15 protein-coding genes and 1 pseudogene are annotated in these 24,979 nt (G+C 58.5%); 12 read left to right on the top strand and 4 right to left on the bottom strand.

Annotated features, from left to right (window positions below; all coding sequences use genetic code 11):
* Both IAE55_RS22030 and IAE55_RS22025 read left to right on the top strand, forming a co-directional pair.
* A pseudogene (locus IAE55_RS22030) lies at window positions 1-343 on the top strand (carbohydrate ABC transporter permease); the annotation flags it as partial.
* A 50-nt stretch (window positions 344-393) separates the two neighbouring features.
* Entirely contained in the window at window positions 394-2,001 is a 1,608-nt protein-coding gene (locus IAE55_RS22025; RefSeq protein WP_200633899.1) for an ABC transporter substrate-binding protein, read from the top strand.
* Window positions 2,002-2,107: 106 nt separating this feature from the next.
* On the opposite strand, the gene IAE55_RS22020 is transcribed toward IAE55_RS22025, so the two are convergent.
* Window positions 2,108-4,408, bottom strand: a complete 2,301-nt coding sequence (locus tag IAE55_RS22020; protein ID WP_200633898.1) for a helix-turn-helix domain-containing protein — start codon at window positions 4,406-4,408, stop codon at window positions 2,108-2,110.
* A gap of 186 nt (window positions 4,409-4,594) precedes the next feature.
* Between IAE55_RS22020 and IAE55_RS22015 the strand changes: the two genes are divergently transcribed.
* The 9 genes from IAE55_RS22015 (at window position 4,595) to IAE55_RS21975 (ending at window position 20,635) form a co-directional block, all read left to right on the top strand.
* The gene (locus IAE55_RS22015) at window positions 4,595-5,983 is read left to right on the top strand and encodes an alpha-L-fucosidase (RefSeq protein WP_105444956.1); all 1,389 of its coding nucleotides are present in this window, start codon (window positions 4,595-4,597) and stop codon (window positions 5,981-5,983) included.
* A gap of 83 nt (window positions 5,984-6,066) precedes the next feature.
* Window positions 6,067-7,353, top strand: coding sequence for an alpha-L-fucosidase (locus IAE55_RS22010; protein WP_200633897.1), 1,287 nt, complete (start codon window positions 6,067-6,069; stop codon window positions 7,351-7,353).
* A gap of 191 nt (window positions 7,354-7,544) precedes the next feature.
* The gene (locus IAE55_RS22005; RefSeq protein ID WP_145163527.1) at window positions 7,545-8,864 is read left to right on the top strand and encodes a glycoside hydrolase family 125 protein; all 1,320 of its coding nucleotides are present in this window, start codon (window positions 7,545-7,547) and stop codon (window positions 8,862-8,864) included.
* Window positions 8,861-11,998 (top strand): beta-galactosidase, encoded by a 3,138-nt coding sequence (locus tag IAE55_RS22000; RefSeq protein ID WP_200633896.1) that lies wholly within the window; start codon window positions 8,861-8,863, stop codon window positions 11,996-11,998. The genes IAE55_RS22005 and IAE55_RS22000 overlap by 4 nt, the downstream gene beginning before the upstream one ends.
* Before the next feature lie 12 nt (window positions 11,999-12,010).
* Window positions 12,011-14,761 carry an alpha-mannosidase gene (locus tag IAE55_RS21995; RefSeq protein ID WP_200633895.1) on the top strand — a complete coding sequence of 917 codons (2,751 nt, stop codon included), beginning with the start codon at window positions 12,011-12,013 and terminating at the stop codon, window positions 14,759-14,761.
* 40 nt (window positions 14,762-14,801) lie between these two features.
* Window positions 14,802-15,833 (top strand): carbohydrate-binding family 9-like protein, encoded by a 1,032-nt coding sequence (locus tag IAE55_RS21990; RefSeq protein ID WP_200633894.1) that lies wholly within the window; start codon window positions 14,802-14,804, stop codon window positions 15,831-15,833.
* A complete protein-coding gene (locus IAE55_RS21985; protein ID WP_145163519.1) occupies window positions 15,830-18,454 on the top strand; it encodes a transglutaminase domain-containing protein in 2,625 nt (874 codons plus the stop codon). The genes IAE55_RS21990 and IAE55_RS21985 overlap by 4 nt, the downstream gene beginning before the upstream one ends.
* A 99-nt stretch (window positions 18,455-18,553) precedes the next feature.
* Window positions 18,554-19,591 carry a glycoside hydrolase family 18 protein gene (locus IAE55_RS21980; RefSeq protein WP_145163517.1) on the top strand — a complete coding sequence of 346 codons (1,038 nt, stop codon included), beginning with the start codon at window positions 18,554-18,556 and terminating at the stop codon, window positions 19,589-19,591.
* A 234-nt stretch (window positions 19,592-19,825) separates the two neighbouring features.
* Entirely contained in the window at window positions 19,826-20,635 is an 810-nt protein-coding gene (locus IAE55_RS21975; RefSeq protein WP_200633893.1) for an aminoglycoside N(3)-acetyltransferase, read from the top strand.
* 304 nt (window positions 20,636-20,939) lie between these two features.
* Here IAE55_RS21975 and IAE55_RS21970 read toward each other — a convergent pair whose 3' ends face one another.
* Window positions 20,940-21,569 carry an FMN-dependent NADH-azoreductase gene (locus tag IAE55_RS21970; protein WP_200633892.1) on the bottom strand — a complete coding sequence of 210 codons (630 nt, stop codon included), beginning with the start codon at window positions 21,567-21,569 and terminating at the stop codon, window positions 20,940-20,942.
* A gap of 133 nt (window positions 21,570-21,702) precedes the next feature.
* Here IAE55_RS21970 and IAE55_RS21965 point away from each other — a divergent pair, with 133 nt between their 5' ends.
* Window positions 21,703-22,062, top strand: a complete 360-nt coding sequence (locus tag IAE55_RS21965; RefSeq protein WP_105444962.1) for a winged helix-turn-helix transcriptional regulator — start codon at window positions 21,703-21,705, stop codon at window positions 22,060-22,062.
* 171 nt (window positions 22,063-22,233) lie between these two features.
* Here IAE55_RS21965 and IAE55_RS21960 read toward each other — a convergent pair whose 3' ends face one another.
* Together IAE55_RS21960 and IAE55_RS21955 are read right to left on the bottom strand one after the other, a co-directional pair.
* Window positions 22,234-23,460, bottom strand: a complete 1,227-nt coding sequence (locus IAE55_RS21960) for a formylglycine-generating enzyme family protein (RefSeq protein ID WP_200633891.1) — start codon at window positions 23,458-23,460, stop codon at window positions 22,234-22,236.
* Window positions 23,461-23,725: 265 nt separating this feature from the next.
* Window positions 23,726-24,952 (bottom strand): ROK family protein, encoded by a 1,227-nt coding sequence (locus IAE55_RS21955; RefSeq protein WP_200633890.1) that lies wholly within the window; start codon window positions 24,950-24,952, stop codon window positions 23,726-23,728.
* Window positions 24,953-24,979: the final 27 nt, after the last annotated feature.

Raw genomic sequence — 24,979 nt, 5'->3', positions numbered from 1 at the left:
GATCATCCTGCCGCTGTCGATGCCGATCATCGCGGTGATGGCCCTGTTCTATGGGGTGGGCAACTGGAACAGCTACTTCTCGGCGCTCATTTACCTGAACGACTCGGCGAAATACCCGCTGCAGCTGGTGCTGCGCCAGATTCTGGTACTGCAGGAAATGGCCGCGCAGGGCGGAGGAGCGATCGACGCCTCCACGGCGGCCGCGATGAACAACAAGGCGGAAATCGCCGCCCTGGTGAAGTATTCCGTGATTATCGTCGCCACTATTCCGGTGATTGTCATTTACCCATTTCTCCAGCGTTACTTTGTGCAAGGTGTTATGATTGGTTCCGTAAAGGGCTGATCCTACCTGCTTAGAATCGACATCAAGTCAAAAAGGGGAGTTTGTAAAACATGAATAAGCTTCGCAAGGCGTCATCTATTCTGCTCTGCCTCACCGTATCCGCCAGCCTGCTGGCAGCCTGCGGTTCCAACGGCGACGGGGGTTCCTCCTCAGCTGCCGGATCTGCGGCCGAAGGGGTTAAAAAAGAAGGCTTCCCGATCGTGGACAAGCCGCTCACGCTAAAAGTGATGTCCCAGGATGCGGGCGTGGCCGATTGGAACAAAATGCCCGTGCTGCAAGAGATGGAGAAATTGACGGGCATCCACCTGGAATACCAGCTTTCGCCGATCGACAGCTTTGAGACGAAAAAGAACCTCGTATTCGCGAGCGGCGACTTGCCAGACATATTTTATGCGGCGGATTTGAAACCGGCGGAGCAGGTGACATACGGCAGTCAGGGCGTTCTGATCCCGCTCGAAAAGTATATCGACGAAGGCTATGCGCCTAACATCAAGAAAATTTTCGACGAGCATCCGGATATCCGCAAGTCGTTTACGACGCCTGACGGGCATATCTATGCGCTGCCGAACATCGATCTGTCGGCGGTATGGTACCGCAGCCCGATGTGGTATAACGGCAAGTTCCTGAAGGCGCTGAACGTGACCGAGCTGCCGAAGACGACCGACGAGCTGTACACGCTGCTGAAACGCTTCAAGGACGAAGATCCGAACGGCAACGGCAAAAAGGACGAAATACCGCTGACCTCGGTCAAGCTGGACGACCTGCGCATGTATTTCCTTGGCTTCTGGGGCATCTATGACGAAGTGATCTACGCCGACAAGGACGGAAAAGTACACTATACGCCGCAAGAAGAGGGTTACAAGGGCTACCTGACCTTCATGAATAAACTGTGGAAGGAAGACCTTCTGGATCACGAGACGTTCTCGCAGACGCCGGATCAGAAGAAGGCCAAGGGGCAAAACAACCAGATCGGCGTGTTCAACGACTATTTCCCTTACTTCACGCTGGGCGGCGAGCCAAGCTCGGACAACCCGCTCATGACGCCGGTCGCCAGCGAAATTCCGGGAACGCCGGTTTACGGCAAGCACCCGGGTATTTCGGCCAACGGCACGTTTGCGATTACGAGCAAGGACCCGAATCCGGAAGCGACGATGCGCTGGATCGACTACCAATACGGTTATGACGGAGCTACGCTGTTCAGTCAGGGACCGGAGAATACGCTGTGGAAATACAAAGATAAAGAAGCCCATGAGAAAGAATGGCTGCCGGTACCGGGTGGCGGCGACCGTGAGGAATATCGCGGCACACTGACGCCGAACTACGGCATTCTTGCGCCGGGCATGAACTCTGCGGAATTGACCAAAGGACTGAAGAGCGACTTTGACCGCTTCATTGACAAAGAAAACGCAGAGAAGCTGACGCCGATCGGCAAAACGCCATTCCCGAACGTCTATTTGACCAATGAAGAGCAGACGGAAGCAACGGCACTGTTGTCTGACCTGAACACCTATGTCAAGCAGATGGAAGCGAAGTTTGTGACCGGCCAGGAACCGCTCTCGAACTGGGACAAATATGTAGCGCAAATCAAAAAAATGGGAGGCGACCGGATCGCCGAGCTGTACCAGGGCGCTTACGACCGCTGGAACTCGGGCAAGTAACCGGATCATCCGCACCATGCAAAAGCAAATAGCCAACATCGCCCTGCTGCGCAAGCGGCAGGGGAGTTGGCTATTGCTTTAAGAAGAAGCGGGAAGAGGCGCAGCCTTATTCGTCGTCCGGATCGGAAGAAGCGGGAGGCTGGCCGGTTTCGGAGAACAGTTTCCGGTACTGCCCCGGCGTGTAGCCGGTCTCCTTCTTGAACTTCCGCGTGAAGTTCGGGGTGTCCTGGTAGCCGACCCGCAGAATGATGTCCTTGAGCGGATCGCTGGTCGTCCGCAGCTGATGAATCACCTCTTCGAGGCGCTTCTGCCAGACGTACTGGATGAAGTTCAGCCCCATCTTTTCCTTGAACGACCGGCTGACGTGGGACGGCGAGATGTCGAATTCAAAAGCGACGCTCTCCAGGCTCAGCGTATGGTCGGTGTAATGCCCGTCGATGTAAGCGACGATCCGGTCGATCATCGACTGCTCTTCCTTCTGGTTATTCCGCTCGACCTGGCTGCAGATCCGGGAAGCCAGGCTGAGCAGGCCGCGTTCGACTTCCTCGAGCGAGCTGCTGTACACCATGCCCGGAGGCACGTCCTGCAGCACGCTGTGGATGCCGAGCTCGGATGCCGTCTTGAGGATCGTGTTGAGCAGGTCGAAGCAGACGCAGCGCATCAGCATCGCCGATACCTCGGCCACCTGCAGGTCCTGCACCGACGAGGAGATAATTTGGGCGGCAACGTCGTAGCTGCCCTGCTTCAAGCTCTGAGACAGCTTCATCAGCGTGTTGTTCGGCACCCAGGCCGTATGGTCCGGCGTGTAGGACAGCTTCTCGAAATACGTGACGCTGCCTTGGCCGGTGGTCGCCCGCAGCTCGAAAGCCGAGCAGGCTTCGATGAAGGACTGGTTCAGCTGGTCCGGGCTCGGATAGCTGGTGCCGACGCCGATCATCGGAAAGACGTCGAAGGATTCGAGCAGACAGCCGCGGACCGCCTCGACGATCTGGTGCATCCGGTTGAACTCCTCGGCGCCTTCTTCCGGATCGTAGCAGATGATGAGCCCCAGCTGGTCCAGCTGCGGAAGCTCCACGCCATAGCCGAGAGCTGCCAGCTCAGGGAATTCGATCTGGGTCAGCAGCCGGATCATTTCGGTGCGGTCCTGCAGGTCGCTTTTCTCCTGCTCTGCCGGCTCCGACCCGATGACCATCACAAAGTACCGTGACCGGTCAAAATGAAGGTCGAACGCCTCCCGCAGCTCCGGCGACAGGCTCTGAGCGCTGCCGTACTTCAGCAGCATCGACAGGAAGTGGTTGCGGGCGAACGGCTCCTGCAAATCGATCCGCGAGCTGTATTCCTGCAGCGCGGTGCGGATCCGGTCCAGCTCGTTGCCGGACGGCGTCTTGCCACTCTGCGGCCGCTTGGCCGGGGAGTTGGTGGAGGCAAACTCCACGAGCATCGAGATCGGCTGGTACTGCATGCGGGCAAGGAGCAGCGCGATGGCCGCGCCGACAAGGACGACAATGATGAACAGCATGATGATAAAGCTCCGCACGTGCAGAACGCTGCTGAAGAATTGCGAGCTCGGCATGGCGGTAACGTAGGTCCAGCCGTTATTGTCGGATTTGACCGAGACGATGGAATGCGCCTTGCCGTTAATGGTCCGTTCGTGAATGCCAGGGGACAGATTGATCAGCGACTTGGCCTCGCTTCCGGTGAGCGCTTCGCCTTGACGGTTGTCCACCAGAATGCGGCCTTCGTTGTCAAGAATATACGTCAACCCCTGATAACTGCCGAGAATGGAATCGATCAGGCTGGTAAGCTCGGATTCCCGAATCAAATACATGACCGTTCCGTGCGGCGTCGGACTGTTGGGCGTAATCGGAATCAGGTACGCGAGCATCGTTTCTTTTAAACCGGAAGCGTTGCTGACCGTATCGGCGGGACGCATCTCCGGATATTGGCCCTCATTGAGATCCTTGAACATCCGGCTCTTGTCCCAGCTCTGGAAGCTGAACTTTTTGGCGAATACATCAAGATTGTACAGGCCGTTGCTGGAATAGATTTTCTCATCCTTATGAAAATAGAGGAAAATTTCGCCGATAATCGAGCTGGTTGCCTTGTACTGATCCAGTGCCTGAATGGCGTCTCCGCTCGTCAGCGGGTCATGAACCCGGTATTTTGTCAGTCTCTCGTCATAGGAGACACGGGAAGCGATTTCGCTGAGCTCCTTCATCCGCCCGTCAATGATCACTTTAGTCTGGGTCAGCTGATCCAACCGGGAGTGCTCGATCTCGGACCGGAGGTTCGTCACAGCGTTTTCATAAATAAAGATCGTCATGAGAATCAAGGGAATCAACAAGATAAATAAATAGGACCAGATATATTTCAAAAACAGCTTGGACTTGAAGTAATTTTTCTTCAACAATTCTGCCTCCCGTTAACCGTAATGCGTCTGATCAAGTTCCATGATACCAATATTTCGGGCTTTTGGACATAGAGAGAAAAACGAACGAAGTCGAAATATGGAGAATTTTGTTGATAGGAAGGCGCGGTTTAGCGGCGGGCAGCTCAATCTATGATAAAAATCCGAATCAATGGAGGGTGCAAGATGAGCGAAATCAAGCAGGTCCAGGAAGAACAGGAGTCCGTCGTCGTGGAAGGCGTCCACAATTACAGCAGTGAAGAGCATTGGGTGAAACCCGAGGATCCGCTGCTGCTGGAGCGCCTGGAATGGTTCAAAGACCAGAAACTGGGCCTGATGATGCACTGGGGGCCTTATTCCCAGCTCGGATTGGTGGAATCCTGGGCGCTGAGCGACGTGGATGAGGAATGGTCCAGAAACGAAATCGACTGGGACATCGATGCGGAGGAGCTGAAACGCGAGTATTTTGCCTTGAACAAGACGTTCAACCCGCTCCGTTTCCAGCCGGAGCTGTGGGCGGATCTGGCCGCCGAGAACGGCTTTAAATATTTAAACTTTACGACCAAGCACCATGACGGGTTCTGCATGTGGGATACGAAGACGACCGATTACCGTATCACCGGGCCGGACTGCCCGTTCCATACGCACAAATACGCGGACATCACCAAGCAGCTGTTTAACGCTTTCCGGGAAAAAGGGCTCGGCATCTCCGCCTACTTCTCCAAGGCGGACTGGCACACCCCGTATTACTGGGCTCCCGGGATGAAGCCGGGAACAACGACATCCCGCGGGCCGACCTACGATCCGAAGGAATATCCGTGGCTGTGGGAGCAGTTCGTCCAGTTCACGCATGAGCAGATCATGGAGCTCATGACGAATTACGGAAAGATCGACGTGCTGTGGCTGGATGCCGGCTGGGTCAACGACTATCGGGATCAAAACATCCGTCTGGGCGAAGTGGTTGAGCGGGCGCGGAAAATTCAGCCTTGGCTGCTGTCGGCGGACCGCACGGTGGGCGGACCTTACGAAAACCTGATCACGCCGGAACAGACGCTGCCCGAACGCGCGCTGAGCGTACCTTGGGAGAGCTGCATCACGATGGGATCGGCCTTCTCCTTCCGTTATGAGGACGACTACAAGACGGTCCGCCAGCTGATCCATCTGCTGGTTGAAATTGTTGCTAAGGGCGGCAATTTGGCGCTCAATGTGGGACCGCAGCCGGACGGACGGATTTCCAAAACGGCTATCTCCCGCATCAAGGGCATGGGCGCATGGCTGAAGGTTCACGGCGAAGCCATTTATGGCACGCGGATTTGCGAGCCGTATTCGGTCGGCCGGGCGCAGTTCACCCAAAAAGGCGACACGACCTACGCCTTTTACCTGTACCGGGACGAACACGAAGCGGTTCCAGCGGAGCTGCATCTGCCGCTGCAGCAGCCGTTCAGCCGGATCGATCTCGTCGGCGGAGCGGACAACCTGGAATTCCGGCGCACGGATGACGGCGTCGCCATCCGCCTTCCGGAGAAGGAACGCGAAGGGCTGGCGCCGATCGCGCACGTGTTCCGTATCCGCTAAGACAGCGGGCGGGCGCGGCATAAGAGTATAAATCCAAACACCGCCTATAAACAATTGAATACAACGCGAAAGGTGCGACCGATATGCAACCATGGTTTGAAAACGCAAAGCTGGGGATTTTTATCCACTACGGCATTTATGCCGTCGACGGAGTGGCTGAGTCCTGGTCATTCTACAACGGACACATTCCCTATGAACAATACATGAAGCAGCTGGACGGATTTACGGCGTCGAAATTCGATGCCGAAGCGTGGGCCGACTTGATCGAAAAGTCCGGCGCCAAATATGCGGTGCTGACGACGAAGCACCATGACGGGGTAGCGCTCTGGGACACAAAGTACAGCGATCTGAACGTCATTCAGAAAACGCCGGCCAAGCGGGACATCGTTAAGGAGTACGCGGAGGCCATCCAGAAGCGCGGGATCCATCTGGGCATGTATTATTCCTTGATCGACTGGTCCCATCCCGACTATCCGAGTGTCTATGAAGGGGGCAAGGTGCCGGAAGATTTGAGCACGGCCAACCGCTTCTCCAGCCCTCAGGACGGCGTTCAGGACGAAGAGCGCTGGCAGAAGTTCCTCGAGTTTAACAACAACCAGCTGCGGGAAATTTTGACGAACTACGGCAAGGTCGATCTGCTCTGGTTCGACGGGGACTGGGAGCGCAGCGCCGAGCAGTGGAACCTGCCGGCCTTTAAGGAATATTTGCACACGCTGAATCCGGACATCATCATCAATTCCCGTCTGCAGGGCCACGGCGATTACAAAACGCCGGAGCAGGGCATTCCGATCACGAGACCGGAAGGGCCGTGGGAGTTCTGCACGACGATCAACACGTCCTGGGGCTACGTGCCGACAGATAACAAATACAAGTCGCTGAACCAGATCATCCGCATGTTCTGTGACTGCATTTCGATGGGCGGCAACATGCTGCTCGATATCGGACCGCGGGAAGACGGCACGATCGACAAGCGGCAGGAAGATATTTTGCTCGGATTGGGCGATTGGATCCGCACTCACGAAGAGGCGGTGTTCGGCACGGAGGAAGGCATCATGACCCGTTATTACCTCGGAGGCAGCACGGTGTCCAAGGACCGCAAGACGCTGTACCTGTTTGTCTATGACGATCCGAAGGAAAACATTTGCCTCAAAGGGCTGTGCAACCCGATCAAGAAGATCACCGTGCTCCACTCGGGCAAAGAGCTCTCGCATGAAATTCACGGCGGGGTGCCGTGGTTCAACATCCCGGGGACGACATGGATTCACATGACCCCTGAGGACACCCATGAGCAGATGACGGTGCTGAAGCTGGAGTTCGACGAAGAGCTGGAAATGTACGGCGGATCCGGCGCCGTCGTGACCCATAACTGACGGATGGACCGGACGCTATAAGCGGACTAAGCGGACGATCACGGGGAGGAACGCCTTGCACTTTTCACGGCGGGGCCTCCCCCTCTTTCGGGTAAACGGACAGGATTCGGGGCCAAAGGTAATAATGGCTTGTCGCCTCGTCTTAGGATCAGCCCGGAGCATATGACCATGTATACAAAAGGAGATCAAGAATGGAACAATTCAGATTGCCTCAAATCAACATGCCGCGGATGGAACTTCCGGCTTCCATTCAGAACGTGCTGACCGAAGCGGAAGAGAAGCTGGCGCACCGGCCCAAGCTGCTGCAGCTGTTCAAAAACTGTTTTCCGAACACGCTGGAAACGACCACGAAGCTGATGGATGACGGGACCACCTTTGTCATTACCGGGGATATTCCCGCGTCTTGGCTCCGCGATTCCGTGGAGCAGGTCATGCATTACGTGCCTTTCGCCAAAGAGGATGCCGCGCTGCAGCGGATGATCGGCGGGCTGGTCAAGCGGCACATTCAGTACATACATATCGATCCGTACGCGAACGCGTTTAATGAGTCGGCGAACGACTGGCACTGGAACAAGGCCGACGTGACCGATATGGGCCCTTGGGTGTGGGAGCGCAAGTTCGAGATCGACTCTCTGTGCTTCTCCATGCGCCTCGCCTATGCGTACTGGAAGGAAACCGGGCTGACGGACATTTTCGACGCCGGATTTAAATCGGCGATGCGGATCATTTACGAGCTGTTCCGGACCGAGCAGCGTCATATGGAACAGTCGCCGTACCGTTTTATGCGCAATAACGGCATCCGGCAGGATACGCTGGCAAACGGAGGGCTCGGCATGCCGGTCAACTATACGGGCATGGTCTGGTCCGGCTTCCGCTCCAGCGACGACGCGTGCGACTTTCATTACAACATTCCGGGCAACATGTTCGCCGTGGTTGCGCTGCGCCACATGCAGGAGTTCGCCGAATGGGTGTTCCGCGATACGGGCTTCTTGCAGGAGTTGAAGGCGCTTGAGGAAGATATCCATCACGGCATCCAGCTCTACGGCATCTACCGCCATCCGGAATTCGGACCGATTTACGCGTACGAGACCGACGGGTTCGGCAACTACTGTCTGATGGACGACGCGGGTACTCCGGGACTGCTGTCTATTCCTTATCTGGGCTATGTCACAGCCGATGATCCGATCTATCAAAACACTAGACGCTTTGCGCTGTCCAAAGCCAATCCGTTCTACTTCGAAGGCCGGGCGGCAAAGGGCATCGGCAGCCCGCATACGCCGGAAGGCTATGTGTGGCATATGGCTTTGTCCATGCAGGGACTGACAGCGGTCACGAAGGAAGAAAAGCTGGAGATGATCGCGACGCTGGAGGCGACGGACGCGGGAACGGGCTATATGCATGAGGGATTCCTTGCCGACGATCCAGCCGTGTATACGAGATCGTGGTTTGCCTGGTCGAACAGCCTCTTCTCGCAGCTGGTCTATCAAGCGATGAAAGAAGGGATTCTATGAGCCGGCCGGTCATCATTTTCTGCGATTCCTCGTTTCCGGGAGCATCGCTTCCTCCAGTCGCACAGCATGAAGAGCTGCGACGGATCGGTAAAGTGGTCGACGCCAAAGATCTTGCCGAAGCGCTGCGGACTGCTGAGGAAGGATGCTTCGTAAATCTGCATGCACCGTATTTTCCGAAAGACGCATGGGCGGACATTGTGGCGTTTCTAAGATGCGGCGGCGGGCTCGTCAGCGTCGGCGGGGCTCCGTTCCGCCGGCCGGTCCGGCTTGAGGATGGGGCATGGAAGGCGGAGGCGGAGCAGACCGCTTACCACCGGGAGCTGTACATTCATGAAATGCTGCATGTGGACGCCGGACCGGTCGCGAGTCTGCGGGCTTCGGAGCAGATCCTGCTTCTGGCCGGTCAGGAGCAGCTGTTTGGCATCAGCGACACGCTGAACCTGGTGCCGCACACGACCCGGAACGCCGATCTGCCGCACCAGATGGGCTCCGCCGGCACGATGAGCACGCAGGTGCATGCGCTGCTGACCGGCGTATCCGCCGACGGCCGCGAGGTAGCCGCTCCGGTGGTGCTGTGGGAGAACTCGCGCGGTGATTTTGCCGGTTCACGCTGGCTGTTCGTGAACGTGCCGCTCACCTCCGCGTTCTGGAGTCAGGGCGGAGCAGAGGCGCTGGGTACCTGGGCAGGGTTTGCGTCGCGTCCGGTCACCGAGCTGTCGCTAAAGACCAATTACGCTGCCTATGAGCCGGGCGATCACGCGGTCTTGACGCTGCAAACGCAGCGGATCTTTCCGAAGCGGGCCGCGATTCGCGATGCCGAGCGATGGACGTTCGTCCTTACGGTAGAGGAGGACGAAGGGGACCAGAAGTGGGAGCATCGGTTCACGACGGGCGTTACGGGCGAGCTGGACTTCGTCCGGATATTTGTGCCGCTTGCCCTTCGCGCTGGGCTGTACCGGGTGGAATGCACCGCTACGTCGGAAGACGGCGAAGTACGGGTGCTGCGTCAAGGCTTCTGGGGGCATGACGCACAGCTGCTTCAGGAAGGAAGCCTCTTGACCCGCGGGCGAGACTATTTCGTCAAGGACGGCCGGCCGCTGCCGATCGTCGGCATGACGTATATGGCGTCCGATGTGGCCCGGAAGTTCCTGTTCCTGCCGAACAGCGACGTGTGGGACCGGGACATGGCCCAAATGGCGGCGGCCGGCAGCAACTGGATCCGTACCGGGGTGTGGACCGCCTACCGCAACATCATGCAGGTCGACGGCCATGCCTCGGAGGAGGTGCTGCGGGCGATCGACGCCTTTATCCTGACGGCGAAGAAGCATGGACTTCACGTCACCTTCACCTTTTTCTCCTTTACGCCGGAGACATGGGAAGGGGTCAATCCTTACCTGGATCCGCAGAGCGTCGAGGCCCAGAAGCGGTATATCCGCTCCATCGTCTCCCGCCACCGTCACACGACGAACGTGGACTGGGATTTGATCAACGAACCGTCGATGTTTGACCCGGCGCGTATTTTCTCGGCAGGGCCGCGCTCTTCGCATGACCGATATGAACGGGCAGCCTTTGCGGAATGGCTGGAGCGGCGCCACGGCCAAATCGGGCAGCTGCAGGAGCGGTGGAATATGACGCCGGAGCAGCTGCCGAGCTTTGCGGTCGCCGCGATTCCGGAGCCGCAGGAGATCAACTTTGACGTGCAGGATATGCATTCAGGCAAGAAGGGGACGCGCTGGCTGGATTACTGCTTGTTCTCGATGGACATGCATAACCGCTGGGCCCAGCAGCTGTATGACACGATCAAGGAGCTGTGTCCGGATCAGCTGGTTACTGTCGGCCAGGACGAGGCGCTTGGCTCGCAGCGGCCGTCGCCGTTCTTTTACCGCGAGGCAGCAGACTATACGACGGTGCATTCTTGGTGGCAGAACGACGATCTGGTCTGGGACGGGATTTTTGCCAAGACGGCCGACAAGCCGAATGTCGTTCAGGAGACAGGGATCATGTACGTCGAGACGGCCGAAGGGCTGGCCAAGCGGAGCGAACGGGAGCTACGCAGCATGCTGGAGCGAAAGTACGCTTACGCGTTCTCGACGGGCGGTGCGGGAGCGATCCACTGGATCTGGAACACGAACTTCTATATGGATAACGCGAACGAATCGCATATCGGTGCCCTGCGGGCCGACGGCACGGAGAAGCCGGAGGCGGACGTTTCGTACGAGTTCGGCCGGTTTATGGCCGGAATCCGCGACCTGTTCCGGGACCGCGAATTGGAGGATATCGCGGCGGTGTTCCCGTACTCGAACGACTTCTCGAACCGGAAGTTTGCGAATGAGGCGACGCGCCTGATGACGCGCGTGCTGTCCTATCAGCTGAAGCAGCCGCTGCGGGCCGTGTCCGAATACGATCTGGAGCCGCTGGCGGAGCATCCGGCCAAGCTGATTCTGCTGCCAAGCCCGCACAATATCGAGGACGCGGCTTGGGCGAGGCTGCTTGAGATCGTCCGGAGCACGGGAGCGGTGCTGCTCGTGACCGGGCCGCTCTCGATCGACGCGTACTGGCGGCGGACAGAGCGGGCGGCCGATCTGCTCGGCACCACGGAGATCCGCAACGTACGGCGCGAGGAGACGCTGAGCCTTCAGGGTAAACGGCTGCCGGTCTCCTTCGGGAAGCGGCGCATCGCTGAGGTGAACAAAGAGGTGCTGGCGTCGGGCGACAGCCAGGCCGGATCGGGAACGCCTGCCGCCGACGTGGTGACCGACATCCCGCTGGGCGCGGGAAGATTGATCTGGAGCCCGCTGCCGGTTGAGCTGAACGAACGGATTGACACCACGGCAGAGCTGTACCGCTATGCGGTAGAGGCGGCCGGCTGCGCCAGCGGCCTGACGTGGCTGCAGGGCGGGGACAACCCGGGGATTTACGGGCGCAGACTGCGGTTTTCCGAAGGCTTTTTATACATTTTCGTATCGGAATATGCGTGGAATGCCCAGATTGAAGTGCGGGACGACGATACCGGAACCGTCTATACGTTCGAGCTGGAGCAGGAGCGGTCGGTGCTGTTTGCGGCCGATGCGGAAGGACGAATACAGGCGGTGTACCGCCCGCACGAGGTTCAGATTCAAGTCAAGGAAAGCTAGGAGGAAAAACACATGCCAAATCGCAAAACGGCTCATATCGTATCCCACACCCATTGGGACCGGGAATGGTATCTGCCCTATGAGAAGCATCATGTCCGTCTGATAAAACTGATGGATGCGCTGCTGGACAAGCTGGATGAGGATCCGGAATACCGCAGCTTTTTCCTGGACGGCCAGACGATCATCCTGGAGGATTACCTGCAGGTCCGGCCGCAGCAGCAGGCGCGGCTTGAGAAGTATATTTCGGACGGCCGCATCCTGATCGGCCCCTGGTACATCCTGCAGGACGCGTTTCTGACGAGCAGCGAGGCCAATGTGCGCAACATGCTGATCGGGCACAAGGACGCCAAGCGCTACGGCCAGCCGGCCCCAATAGGCTACTTTCCCGACACCTTCGGGCTTGCCGGACAAACGCCCCAGCTGATGCGGCAGTCCGGCATCCATAACGCCTTCTTCGGACGGGGCGTGAAGCCTACAGGCTTCAACAACACGGTCGCTGATGGCGATTACGAATCCTCCTTCTCCGAGCTGGAGTGGGAGGGGCCGGACGGCTCCAAGGTGCTCGGCATCCTGTTCGCCAACTGGTATTCGAACGGGAATGAGGTGCCTGCGGATCCGGGCGAGGCGAAAGAATACTGGCAGCACAAGCTGGCGGACGCCGCCAAGTACGCTTCTACCGGGGAGCTGCTGTTCATGAACGGCTGTGACCACCAGCCGATCCAGCTCGATCTGCCGGAGGCGATCCGTACGGCGCGCGAACTGTTCCCGGATACGGACTTCGTCCATTCCAATTTCATCGATTATTTGGCGGCCCTCGAATCTTCGCTTGACCGTGAATTGTCCTCCGTCCGGGGCGAGCTGCGCAGCCAGCGGACGGACGGCTGGGGGACGCTCGTCAATACGGCTTCCTCCCGCGTCTACCTGAAGCAGCTGAATCAGCGGGGCCAGGCGATGCTCGAAAAGGTGGCCGAGCCGCTTGCAGCTTATGCCAGCCTGCTCGGTGCGGCGTATCCGCATGATCTCCTGCAGTACGCCTGGAAGACGCTGATGCAGAACCATCCGCATGACAGCATCTGCGGCTGCAGCGTGGACGAAGTACATCGCGAGATGGTCACCCGCTTCGAGAAAAGCCGGCACGTCGCCGAAGCGGTTGCGGACGACAGCCTGCAGTCTATTGCGGAACACATCGACACTACCGGCTTTGCGGCGTTCGGGCCGGATGCTGTTCCGTTCACCGTCTTCAATACGACCGGCAGCAAGCGGACCGGCACGGTCAGCGTCGAAGTCGACGTGCTCCGCCATTATTTCCGGGAAGGCATTCCGTTCGGCGAAATGAAATCGCGGGCGAAGCAGCTCGAGCTGGCGGACCGGATCGTGGTGGACAGCGAGGGACGGGAGGTGGACTGCACGATCACCGACCTGGGACTGCAATTCGGATACGATCTGCCTGACGACAAGTTCCGGCAGCCTTATTTTGCCCGAAAGGTCCGGGTGGAGCTGGAGGCGGCGGACGTTCCCGCTAACGGCTTCAGCACCTACGCGGTTGTCCGCTCGGCTTCCCAAGCCGCTGCATCGGCGGAACGGGCCACGCTTATCACCGGGGACCGAACCATGGAAAACGAATACGTGTCGGTTAGCATTGAAAACGACGGGTCGGTGACGCTGACGGACAAGGCGAGTGGCCAGATTTACTCTAATTTGTGCGTTTACGAGGACAGCGGGGACATCGGCAATGAATACATGTACCGCCAGCCGGACGGGGAAACCCCGCTGACGACCCGGAATACAGCAGCCGAGATTACGATTCTGGCCGACAAGCCTTACGAGGCGTCCTTCCGGGTCGTTCATGCCTGGGACATCCCGAAGGGAGCGGAGGAGAAGCTTGCGCAGGAGCAGCAGGAGCTCGTATGGTTCACCGGTCGATCGTCCGGCCGCTCCAAGGAGACCGTCCGGATCGTCATCGAGACGACCTTGACGCTGGAGAAAGGATCACGCGGATTGAAGGTATCCTCCCGCTTCCATAACCAAGCCAAGGATCACCGGCTGCGGATGCTGTTCCCGACCGGCCTTGCAAGCAACGTTCACCAGGCGGATTCCATGTTCGAGGTCGTGACCCGCGGCAACGAGCCGTCAGCCGAATGGACCAACCCGAGCTACTGCCACCACCAGCAGGCTTTTGCCAGCATCCAGGACGGGCGGACGGGACTCACGGTTGCGAACCTGGGCTTGAACGAATACGAGGTGCTGCAAGACGGACAGAACACGATTGCGGTGACGCTGCTGCGTTCCGTCGGCGAGCTGGGTGACTGGGGCGTATTCCCGACGCCGGAGGCGCAGTGCCTGGGCGAAGCCTTTGCCGAGCTGATGATCATCCCGCACGGTCTTGCGAAACCTGAGGCTGCGTATAACGAAGCCTATCAGTTCCAGGTACCGTGGACGGGCGTACAGGTCGGCCTGCATACGGGCAGCCTCCCGCCGGTTTATCAATGGTTCGGCTGGCAGGGAGAAGGAATAGCGCAGTCCGCGGTGAAAAGAAGTGAGGAGACAGGAGACCTCATCTTCCGCTGGTACAATTTGACCTCGAGCGGCAGCGAGCTTGCCGTAACGCCGACATTTGCGTATCGCCAGGCATATCGAAGCAATATTCTGGAAGAGCGCCAGGATGCGGTGGAAGCGGTGCAGCCCGGAGAGGCGCTCCGCGTAGCGGCCGGGCCGGCCGAGATTGTGACGCTGGCCTTGGAGATTGCGGATACGGCAATATAGGTTAACAATCGATGCAGAACGAATAACGGAGGGAATCGCGATGAATCTAAGCGGAGTGCTGGAGCCTAGGATTGAATATGCTCCCAAACATTATATTTGCCGGCGGGCGCAGGGGCCGCTCGTCCTGGACGGACGCCTGGACAAGCCATTCTGGTCCGAAGCGCAGTGGACGGAGGATTTCGTTGATATCGAGGGCGATCTGCGCCCCAAGCCGGCCAAGCAGACCCGGGTCAAAATGCTGTGGGACGACGAATATTTCTACTTCGGCGCAGAGCTGATCGAGGATCAGATCTGGGCTACGCTGACCGAGCGGGATTCGGTCATTTTCTACGACAACGATTTTGAAATCTTTATCGATCCCGACGGGGATACGCATCAATATTACGAGTTTGAAATCAATGCGCTGAATACGGTCTGGGACCTGCTGCTGGTTCAGCCTTACCGCGACGGCGGGCCTCCGGTCAACGGCTGGGATATCGCCGGCCTGCAGACCGCAGTGCATATTGACGGCGAGCTGAACCGTCCGGATGCAGACAACCGCAAATGGAGCGTGGAAGTGGCGATCCCGTGGGCGAGCCTGAAGGAATGTGCGCCCGAGGGGCGCCGCCCGGCTACCGGCGAGTTCTGGCGCGTCAACTTCTCGCGGGTAGAGTGGCGGACGGAGGTGCAGGACGGCGAATATCGCAAGGTGCTGAACCCCGAGACCGGAAAGCCGTACCCCGAGGACAACTGGGTATGGTCGCCGATGGGCATCATCAATATGCATTATCCGGAGCTGTGGGGGTATGTCGTATTCTCGGACGGAGAAGTGCCACAGGATTTTGAGCTGCCGGAGGACGAGCGGATCAAGTGGGAGCTTCGCAAGCTCTATTACCGCGAGCGCAACCACTATGAGGCCCATGGACGGTTTACGGCGGTTTGGGAACAGCTGAAGGGTGAAGATACCTGGACGATTCAACCGGAGATCGAAGTAACCCGCAGCCTGTTTCAGCTGACGGCGCCGTCCGCGGACGGACGAGCGGTGTACTGCATCCGCGAAGACGGAAAGCTGTGGAAGGAGGAAGCAAAATGACGACGCATACGACCGCATTCTCGCTGGATCAGGAGATGCTGCAGCGGATCGAGGAGAAATTTCAGGAGAAGATGGCACTGGCCGAATCCCGGAAACAGGAGCTGTTCGGTGTGTTCGAGGAGGCTTTGACCGCCGAGGAGACATGGGCTTTGAAATACTTGTACGCGTACATGCCGGTCAACGACCTGGCGGATTACGACGGTGCGCTGTTCCTGAGCCATGTGCGCCGCACGCTGGCGATCCGCAAGCAGGTGCCTTGGGGCGAGCGGGTTCCGGATCACCTCTTCCTGCACTTCGTCCTACCATACCGGGTGAATACTGAAAATATCGAGGATTCGCGCGGCATATTGTATAACGAACTGGCGGAGCGGACCGCCGGACTGTCCATGGCGGACGCGATCCTGGAAACGAACTACTGGTGCCACGAAAAGGCGACCTACGTCGGCAGCGATCTGCGGACGATTTCGCCCCTGACGATGATCCGCACGGCGCGTGGCCGCTGCGGGGAAGAGTCGACGCTCGCCGTGGCCGCGCTGCGCAGCATCGGCATTCCTGCGCGTCAGGTCTATACCCCGCGCTGGGCGCATTGCGACGACAACCACGCCTGGGTGGAAGCGTGGGCCGACGGCCAGTGGTACTACATCGGCGCCTGCGAGCCGGAAGCCCGCCTGAACCAGGGCTGGTTCACTCCGCCGGCACGACGTGCGATGCTGATCAACACGAGAATCTACGCCGATTATCCGGGGCCTGAAGATATTACGCTGGCCGACGAATGGTTTACGGAGATCAACCTGCTGGAAAATTACGCTCCGACGCAGACCATCTGCGTGACGGTAAAAGATGAGGCCGGCGTTCCGGTAGAGGGGGCCGAGGTGCGCTTCGAGCTGTACAACATGGCGGAGCTGTACCCGATCGCCACGCTTCCGACGGATGAGCGGGGCGAAGCCTCCTTCAAGACGGGCTTCGGCGACCTGGTCATCCGCGCCGTCAAGGACGGACGCTGGGGTGAGACCAAAATTTCGGTCCGGGACAGCGAGCGCTTTGAGCTGACTCTGGACTGCTCCGTTCAGCCGGAAGGAACGGCAGACTTTGACATGGTGCCGCCGCCCGAACGGGAAGGGGAAGCTGCGGATGCCGTCACGGAAGAGAAGGAGCAGTGCCACAACGCCCGGATCGAGGAAGGTACGCGCATCCGGACCGCATTCGAAGAAACTTTCCTCGGCGGGGACGATGCCGCCCGATTGGCGAAGGCGGCGGGACTTCCGGCCGAGCGTGTCGAGGCGGTGCTGGGCAAGGCCCGGGGCAACGGTCGTGAAATCGCAGCTTTCCTGGAAGAGCGTTCCGGCGAATTCGGAGAGTGGCCGCTGCGGCTCCTGGAATCGCTGAACGACAAGGACTTGGCCGATACGTTCCGGCCGGCGTTGGACGACCATCTGACCGGAGCGCTGGAGCGCGGCGGCGATTGGGATGAGGAGCTCTTCGTCCGGTACATTCTGTGCCCGCGCGTGCTGTTCGAAATGATCGTGCCGTACCGGGAGTTCTTCCAGGAAGCCTTTACGCCGGAGGAGACGGCCGCATATCAGGCCGATCCGGCGCAGCTGGCCCGCCGCCTGGAGCAGGGCTTCGGTCTATGGCAGGACCTGCCGAACCTGCTTGGCAAAGGCAATCCGGTCGGTACCTACCGGCTGGGCAAGGGCGACCCGCTGTCGCTCGGCATCTTGTTCGTGGCTGCCAGCCGCAGCCTTGGCATCCCGGCCCGCCTGCACCCGAGCGAGCAGAAGCCGCAGTATTGGCAGGACGGCGGATGGAAAGACGCGCCGTTCACCCTGTATGTCTCCGCCGAGGAGACCGGAAGCGCAGGCTGGGGCATGCTGCGCCTGCTGCTGGATGAGGCGGCCGGTCCAGATGCACCTGCCGCATCCTACAGCGAGAACTTTACGTTCGCCCGGCTTGAAAACGGCGTATACAAAACGTTGGTGTACCCGTTTGGCCAAACCGACGTGTACGACGTGCCGTTTGAAGTGGAGCCGGGTGCCTATCGCCTGACAACGGGCATCCGCCTGAAGGACGGAACCGTGCGGGTGCGCCTCAGCTACTTTACGGTGAGCGAAGGGGAAACGACGGAGGTTACGCTGACGTTCCGCGAAGCTGCCGAGGAGGTGCCGGTGCTGGGCACGCTGGATGGCAGCGGGGAAGTCGCGCGCTTCGACGGGACGGCGACCGCGCTGGGCGGCTTGATCGGTTCCCAGGGTGCCATCACGGCCTGGATCGAGCCTGAGCGCGAGCCGACCAAGCACCTGCTGCGCGAGCTCGGGGAGCTGGCGGAGTCATTTGACAAGCTGGCGCTGCCGATCGTCCTGATCATTGGAGATCGGGAGTGGACGGCGTCCTTCGATCCGGCCGCTTATCCGAATCTGCCGGCGCAGACGGCGTTTGTACGGGATTCCAGCTATGCTTCCCTGCCTGACCTGATTTCGTCTTCGGCCGCTAGCGAAGCGGGCTACCCGCATCTGTTCGTGCTGGACGGCCAGAATCAGATCCGGTACACGGCATCCGGCTATAAGATCGGCACGGGAAAAGAGGCGCTGCAGATTTTATCGGCGGTAACAAAGCAGGGGTAAGCCGGCAGAGCAAGCCGATCCAGCAGAACGACCTAACATAACAACTCAACCGGGATCGAGATTCTGGTACAACCCAATAAGAAACGGAGTGTCTTAAGTATGTCGAAAAAATATATTGTGGCGGGTTACGCCGTGGACGCCGTGCTGCCGGAGATGACGCCGGAGGACCTGTCCAGGCTGACCCATCTGAACGTGGCGTTCGGCCATGTCCGGGATGACGAAATTACGACGGAGCATTTGAAGAACGGCGAGGCCATCCGGTCCATCAAGCGGGAGCATCCCGAGCTGACGCTGCTGCTGTCGGTCGGCGGCTGGAGCGCGGGCGGCTTCTCCGAAGCGGCCGCAACCGAAGAAGGAAGAGCACGGATGGCGGCATCTGCCGTGCGGGTGCTGAACGAGTACCCGTTTGACGGGATCGACCTGGACTGGGAGTATCCGTGCTACGGCGAGGCGGGTATCGCCGCCAGTCCGGATGACAAGCACAGCTTTACGCTGCTGCTGGCGGCGATTCGGGAAGCGCTCGATGCCAAAGGCGCCGCAGACGGCCGTCACTACCTGCTGACGATCGCGGCGGGGGCGGACCAATATTATGTGGACGGCACGGAGATGGATCAGGTGCAGAAGTACCTCGATTTCGTGCAGCTGATGACCTACGACATGCGGGGCGGCTTCCAGGTGCTGACAGGCCATCATACGAACCTGTACACCGGAACGGGCGATTTGTTCCGCATCAGCACGGACGCTTCCGTGAACATCTTTGTCCGGGCAGGCGTGCCGCGGGAAAAAATCGTGATCGGAGCGGCGTTCTACTCCCGCATCTGGAACGAGGTCCCGGACCGCAACCGCGGACTGTACCAAATGGCGGGCACGACGGGCGGATACGGCCCATCCTTCACGGAGCTGGCTGACGATTACATCGATAAAAACGGCTATACGCGCTACTGGGATGAGGAAGCCCGCGCGCCGTTCCTGTTTAACGGGTCGAGCCTGATTTCCTACGATGACGAGGAATCCATCCGGCATAAATGCGAGTATGTGAAGGAGCAGGGACTGGCCGGCATCATGTTCTGGGAATACGGCTGCGACCGGACGCACCGCCTGCTCGGCGCGATGCACGAAGGGCTGGGCGCTAAGTAAAGGGAAGGTCCTAGCCGAAATTAGCCAAAACGAGCCGAATGAAAGTACCACGATTTGAACGGACGATGCTTCAAAACCACCGGTTTGTCTAACGCATCGAATTTCATGCATCCTTTCCTTGATCCAGGGGAAGGATGCATTTTTCTTTATCCAACGCCGGGTTCCCGATGTTCAACTCATACTTGATCGAAGCCGCCCCAATTTGCCACAATGGAACAATGGAGGTGGATTGACATGGGAGAAAGAAAAGTCATTGACGCTTCGGCCAAGCTGAACACGGTGGAGTCGATCCGGGCGGATCTCGGCCGTCTCGGCGTCCGGGAGGGTGACACCCTGCTGGTGCATTCCTCACTATCAAAAATCGGCTGGGTGTGCGGCGATGCGGAAGCCGTCATTCTGGCGCTGCAGCAGGCGCTCGGCAGTGCCGGGACGCTGGTGATGCCGGCCCACAGCGGCCAGAATTCCGATCCTGCGGAATGGGCCAACCCGCCCGTACCCTCCGCATGGCTGGAGGAAATTTACGCGCATATGCCGGCGTTTGACCCGGATTACACGGCGACCCGGGCGATGGGGAGAATCGCGGAGCAGTTCCGCTCGCTGCCGGGAACCCTCCGCTCGTACCATCCGCAGGTGTCGTTTGCAGCCAGGGGGCCGCTTGCGGCAGAAATTACAGGTGTACACGCGCTGACGCCGCAGTTCGGCCAGGATTCGCCGCTGGGAGCCCTGTACCGGCTGGATGCCAAGGTGCTGCTGCTTGGGGTCGGATACGACTCATGCACGACCTTTCATATGGCGGAGACGCAGATCGATGAAATACCGCGGAAAAGAATGGGGGCAGCCATTCTGGAGGACGGCGTGAGAACGTGGAAATGGTTCGAAGACTATGCCTACGATTCCGACGACTTTGACCGGCTCGGGCAGGATTTTGAAGAGAAGGGACATGCTGCTGTCGGTAAGGTAGGCATGGCGGAATGCCGGCTGCTGCCCGTCAGGGCGGCCGTGGATTATGCGGCTTCATGGTTAAAAAAGCACCGCTTCGCATAAGAAGCGGTGCCTTCTGCCTGTTGAGAAACTTCAACGGGCTTTTTTTAGAGATCAGAAAGTATAAGTTTCGGAGCTTCTGCTTCCTGATCTCGCAAGAAAAACTTCCTCTAGACGCGGTCTGTCTTCTTTGAAAGTACGTCGATAGACGTTTTTCTTATCATTCAGGAAATGATACGGCTTGATTTCCTAGGGAGATTGGAGGTTCCACTTATCCAAAAGTGAAGATGGGTTTCACAAGATGAGTTTCACTTCCGGGGGATTCATTCTTGCGGATTTCAGTTCGAGAACGATGGCGCCCCTCAAGTTAGAAACGTTTGGCAGCTTCCTTAGCCTGTGCAATCGCTTTTTCTTTTATAAAAGGAGCCTGCTCTGATACCGCCGTTCCTTCAACAAAAATAGCCTCAGTTTCAATCCCATAGAACTGCAAAATCGTTTTCATATAGCTGTATCCCATTTCTATTGGAGCTAAAGGACCCTCCGAATAAACGGAACCGCTGGCTTGAATGTGTAAGGCTTTCTTGCCGGGCAGCAGACCTATAGGACCCTTTTCGGTATACTTGAACGTTTTGCCCGGAATGGAGGTCGCATCCGTGTATGCTTTCAAAACCGGCGGGACCGTAAAATTCCACATCGGAGACACAAAAACGTACTTATCGGCTGCCATAAATTGATTGAGAATTTCCTCAAGACGGGCCACTTTTGATTTTTCAGCTTCGGACAGCTGATCGAAAGACGAACCCGACTGAAGCTTTCCCCATCCCCTTAAAACATCAGCATCGATTTGCGGAATATTTTCTTTATACAGATCCAAATGAACAACTTCGTCGGTTGGATTTGCTTCACGGTACGCTCCAATAAATTGTTTGCCCACCGCAAGGCTATAAGATTCCTCCGGATTAAGGGGATGTGCAGTGATGTACAGTACAGTTGCCATGCTTCAAACTTCCCTTCTGTAATGATATTAAGAACACTTACAATGCTGATCATATAATACTAACTCACTTATGGTAAGTAGGCACAATAATGTGGTATAGTAACAAAAAAGGTACCGTAACGGAGGTGGGCCTATGCAAAAGAACCCTGCCCAATGTCAATTCGTAGTTGCGCTGGATTCGATCGTCGGCAAATGGAAGCCGATTATCCTTTATCATTTGCTTCAAGGCAAGCCTTTGCGGTTCAATGAGCTCAGAAGATTGCTGCCCGATATCACGCAAAGGATGCTTACGCTCCATCTGCGCGAATTGGAGGAAGAGGAGATCGTCAAACGAGTCGTTTATCCGCAGGTCCCGCCTAAAGTGGAATACTCCATCACGGAATACGGAAAGAGCCTGTCGCCGATTTTGGAATACCTGCATCAATGGGGAGTAGCCCATGTCAAACGAAAACAGCTCAAAATGAATAATCAAGAACAAACAGAAACGGACTAGCATAATAAGCGCTAGTCCGTTTTATTCTGTTTCGAAACACATCATACAACGAGCGGTGATTGTGAAGCGTGTCTGGGATCGCGGCCTGGCGTCAGCTCGAAGGAAGCCAAATAAGCTAACGCCAAAAAGGCACCGCTTCGCATGAGGAGCGGTGCCTTTTTGGGCTTGTCGTTACAGATCCGCTACCACGCGGAAACCGATGTTGCCTGTAGAGCTGTCCGGCGTGTTGCCGCTGCGTGCAGCGACGCGGTACCGGTTGCAGTAGGATTGATGGCATAAATACGATCCGCCCTTCATGAGGCGGGCGTTACCCTGGGCAGGCCCTTCCGGCCGGTCCGAAGATCCGCGCTGTGCAGGGTCGGACGTAAACCAGTCCCCGCACCATTCCCATACGTTGCCCGACATGTTATACAGCCCGTATCCGTTCGGAAGATAGGCGTCAACGGGGGCGGTGCCGAGGTAGCCGTCGCTGGCGTGGTTTTTGGTAGGGAATACGCCCTGCCAAATGTTGCAGCGGTGTTCGCCGCCGGGGCGCAGCACGTCGCCCCAAGGGTAACGCTTGCGCTCCAGGCCGCCGCGGGCCGCGGCTTCCCACTCCACTTCGTTGGGCAGCCGGACGCCAGCCCAGGCGCAGTAAGCGGCAGCGTCATTCCAGGAGACGTGGACCACGGGATGGTCCATCCGGTCACCAATGCTGCTGCCGGGGCCTTCCGGCTCCCGCCAGGTGGCGCCTTCGACGCCGAGCCACCATGGCGTCCGCTCCGGAGAGCCGACGATCTTCACCTGCTGGGGATCCGGAATCAGCAGCTGGAAAACGTACGACCAGCCGAATTTCTCGGCTTCGGTGACGTAGCCGGTCGCCTGGACGAAAGCGGCGAATTCGGCGTTCGTGACGGCATAAGGCGATATGCGGAACGCCGAAATGTGCACCGGCCGTGCAGGCCCTTCGGCGTCCGAGGCGAAGCCTTCCCCGTCATCGGTGCCGAGGATATAGGTACCCTCGGGGATGATCGGCCATTGGGAAGGATCGGGCCGAGCGGAATGTTCCGCTAGGCTCGGCTCCTGCTGGGCGGCTGAGCTGTGGAAACGCTCGGCTGCAGTGCCGGTATGAGCCGGCGAAGCTTCCTTGGGATCAGGCGATGCTGCCGCCGGTGTGTCCGATTCCGTGCCGGTCTCTGCCCTGCCGGAACCTTGAAGCTGCGGAAGGCTGCTTGCGACCCCTGTTTCCCCTTCGTGAAAATCCTTTGCTTCAGGCGCGTTTAAGTCCCCGGCAGCAGGCGTTCCGCAGGCGGGAGCCTGCAAAGCGGCTTCACGCCCGGCAGAACAGCAGCAGGAGGAGGTTTCGGCCTTTCCGGCATTTCCCGACGTTGGAACGGTGGAGGAGGTCTCTTGGGTCATTTTTGGTCCTTGCTCCTTTCCTGGTAGGAGGATGTTCGTTCTTTCATGTCTTGTGTCCGTTCGGATTTAACCCGTGTCCGCCCGCATGCTGGCAACAGCTCAAGCCCGGCTGGCTTCATAGCTGGGCAGGCAGCAGTGTGCTCTCTGGGAGGGCGGCGGCCGCTGCGGGCTCTGAGGGTCTCAACAGGCTTTGAGGGCAAAGCGGCTCCAAAAAACGAGCTATGAGGATGCGGCGGGCCCTGAGGGCTTCACGGACGCAGCCGGCTCAGCAGGTCAGTTGCTCCAGCATCAGGAGCGCCGCCCCGACGGCGATCGCTTCCTCGCCATAGCTGCCTTTGCTGAAAATGACCTGATATTTCGGGTAATGGTACGTTTTGCGGATGGCGGTCTGGGTCGCCGTATAGAAGAACAGGTTCGAATCCGTCATCAGCGGCCCGCCGAGAACGACCTTCTCGGGATACAAAATGTTCAGCAGGTTGGCCAAGCCGATGCCGAAGTACGTTGCCGCCTGGGTCACGACTTCCGTGACCATCGGATCCATCTGCTTCAGCGCCTGCATAATGTGGCTGAAGCGGGCCGGCTCGCCCGGCTCCAGCATCTGCTGCAGCCGGCTGCTTCGGCCGATCCGCAGCCGGGAATTCACCTCGCGTTCGATCGCATGGACCGACGCGTAGGAATCGAGGCAGCCGTGATTGCCTTTGGCGGTTCGGTAAGGGATGCCATCCGCCTGGATGATCATCTGCCCGAACGAGCCTTCCATATCGGCTGCCCCATAGATCAGCTTGCTGTCCGACATCATGGACAGCCGCAGGCCCGTGCCGCCATGCACGTACAGCATGTGGCGGAAATCCTTGCCGCGGTTCGCCCATGCTTCGGCGACGATGGCGGCATTGGCGCCGTTGTCGAGCAGCACCGGAACGTGCAGCGCCTCCTCAATCAGGCGCACGATCTCGACATGCTGCCAGCCCGGCGCGGCAAACCACTCCGGCTCCTCGATGATGCCCGCATCGCGGTCGAGCGGGCCGACGGCGCCGATACCCATGCCAATGATTTGATCCAGCGGGATGCCGTGCGCGGCAATCCATTCCCGGGCTCGGCCGACAACCTCGCCGATGAGCCGCTCCGGCGTCATGTCGCCTGTCATGTCCCATTCGGCTGTTTCCAGCGTCTGCCCGGCTAAATCGAGCAAAATGAGGCGGGAGACGACGCGGGAGACATCCAGGCCAAACGCATAGCCGTACTCGCCCCGGACCTGGTACAGAATCGGACGCCGTCCCCCGGTCGAAGCGCCGAGGCCGCTCTCGCTAATGACGCCGATGGAGACAAGCTCGTCGAGGACGCGGGTCAGCGTACTGATCGTCAGCCCGCTTGACGCCAGCAGGTCGCTCTTGGAAATCTCCTGCTTGCGCCGGATATCATAGAACAGTTCCTTGGCTTTCGGTGAGGGAATGCGTTCTTTTACATTCCATCTCTCTTCCTTAAAATCTTGCATATCGTCGTTATCCTCACTATTCTGAAC

This window comes from Paenibacillus sp. S28, from assembly GCF_016624415.1.
Lineage (GTDB): Bacteria > Bacillota > Bacilli > Paenibacillales > Paenibacillaceae > Paenibacillus_AQ > Paenibacillus_AQ favisporus.
This window is presented reverse-complemented; position numbering and strand designations above follow the sequence as displayed.

Excerpts from the sequence above, each read along its gene's own strand:
- IAE55_RS22000 (WP_200633896.1), top strand. The coding sequence starts at position 8,861 with ATGAGCCGGCCGGTCATCATTTTCTGCGATTCCTCGTTTCCGGGAGCA.
- IAE55_RS22005 (WP_145163527.1), top strand. The coding sequence starts at position 7,545 with ATGGAACAATTCAGATTGCCTCAAATCAACATGCCGCGGATGGAACTT.
- IAE55_RS21990 (WP_200633894.1), top strand. The coding sequence starts at position 14,802 with ATGAATCTAAGCGGAGTGCTGGAGCCTAGGATTGAATATGCTCCCAAA.
- IAE55_RS21970 (WP_200633892.1), bottom strand. The coding sequence starts at position 21,569 with ATGGCAACTGTACTGTACATCACTGCACATCCCCTTAATCCGGAGGAA.
- IAE55_RS21975 (WP_200633893.1), top strand. The coding sequence starts at position 19,826 with ATGGGAGAAAGAAAAGTCATTGACGCTTCGGCCAAGCTGAACACGGTG.
- IAE55_RS21995 (WP_200633895.1), top strand. The coding sequence starts at position 12,011 with ATGCCAAATCGCAAAACGGCTCATATCGTATCCCACACCCATTGGGAC.
- IAE55_RS22010 (WP_200633897.1), top strand. The coding sequence starts at position 6,067 with ATGCAACCATGGTTTGAAAACGCAAAGCTGGGGATTTTTATCCACTAC.
- IAE55_RS22025 (WP_200633899.1), top strand. The coding sequence starts at position 394 with ATGAATAAGCTTCGCAAGGCGTCATCTATTCTGCTCTGCCTCACCGTA.
- IAE55_RS21960 (WP_200633891.1), bottom strand. The coding sequence starts at position 23,460 with ATGACCCAAGAGACCTCCTCCACCGTTCCAACGTCGGGAAATGCCGGA.
- IAE55_RS21955 (WP_200633890.1), bottom strand. The coding sequence starts at position 24,952 with ATGCAAGATTTTAAGGAAGAGAGATGGAATGTAAAAGAACGCATTCCC.
- IAE55_RS21980 (WP_145163517.1), top strand. The coding sequence starts at position 18,554 with ATGTCGAAAAAATATATTGTGGCGGGTTACGCCGTGGACGCCGTGCTG.
- IAE55_RS21985 (WP_145163519.1), top strand. The coding sequence starts at position 15,830 with ATGACGACGCATACGACCGCATTCTCGCTGGATCAGGAGATGCTGCAG.
- IAE55_RS21965 (WP_105444962.1), top strand. The coding sequence starts at position 21,703 with ATGCAAAAGAACCCTGCCCAATGTCAATTCGTAGTTGCGCTGGATTCG.
- IAE55_RS22015 (WP_105444956.1), top strand. The coding sequence starts at position 4,595 with ATGAGCGAAATCAAGCAGGTCCAGGAAGAACAGGAGTCCGTCGTCGTG.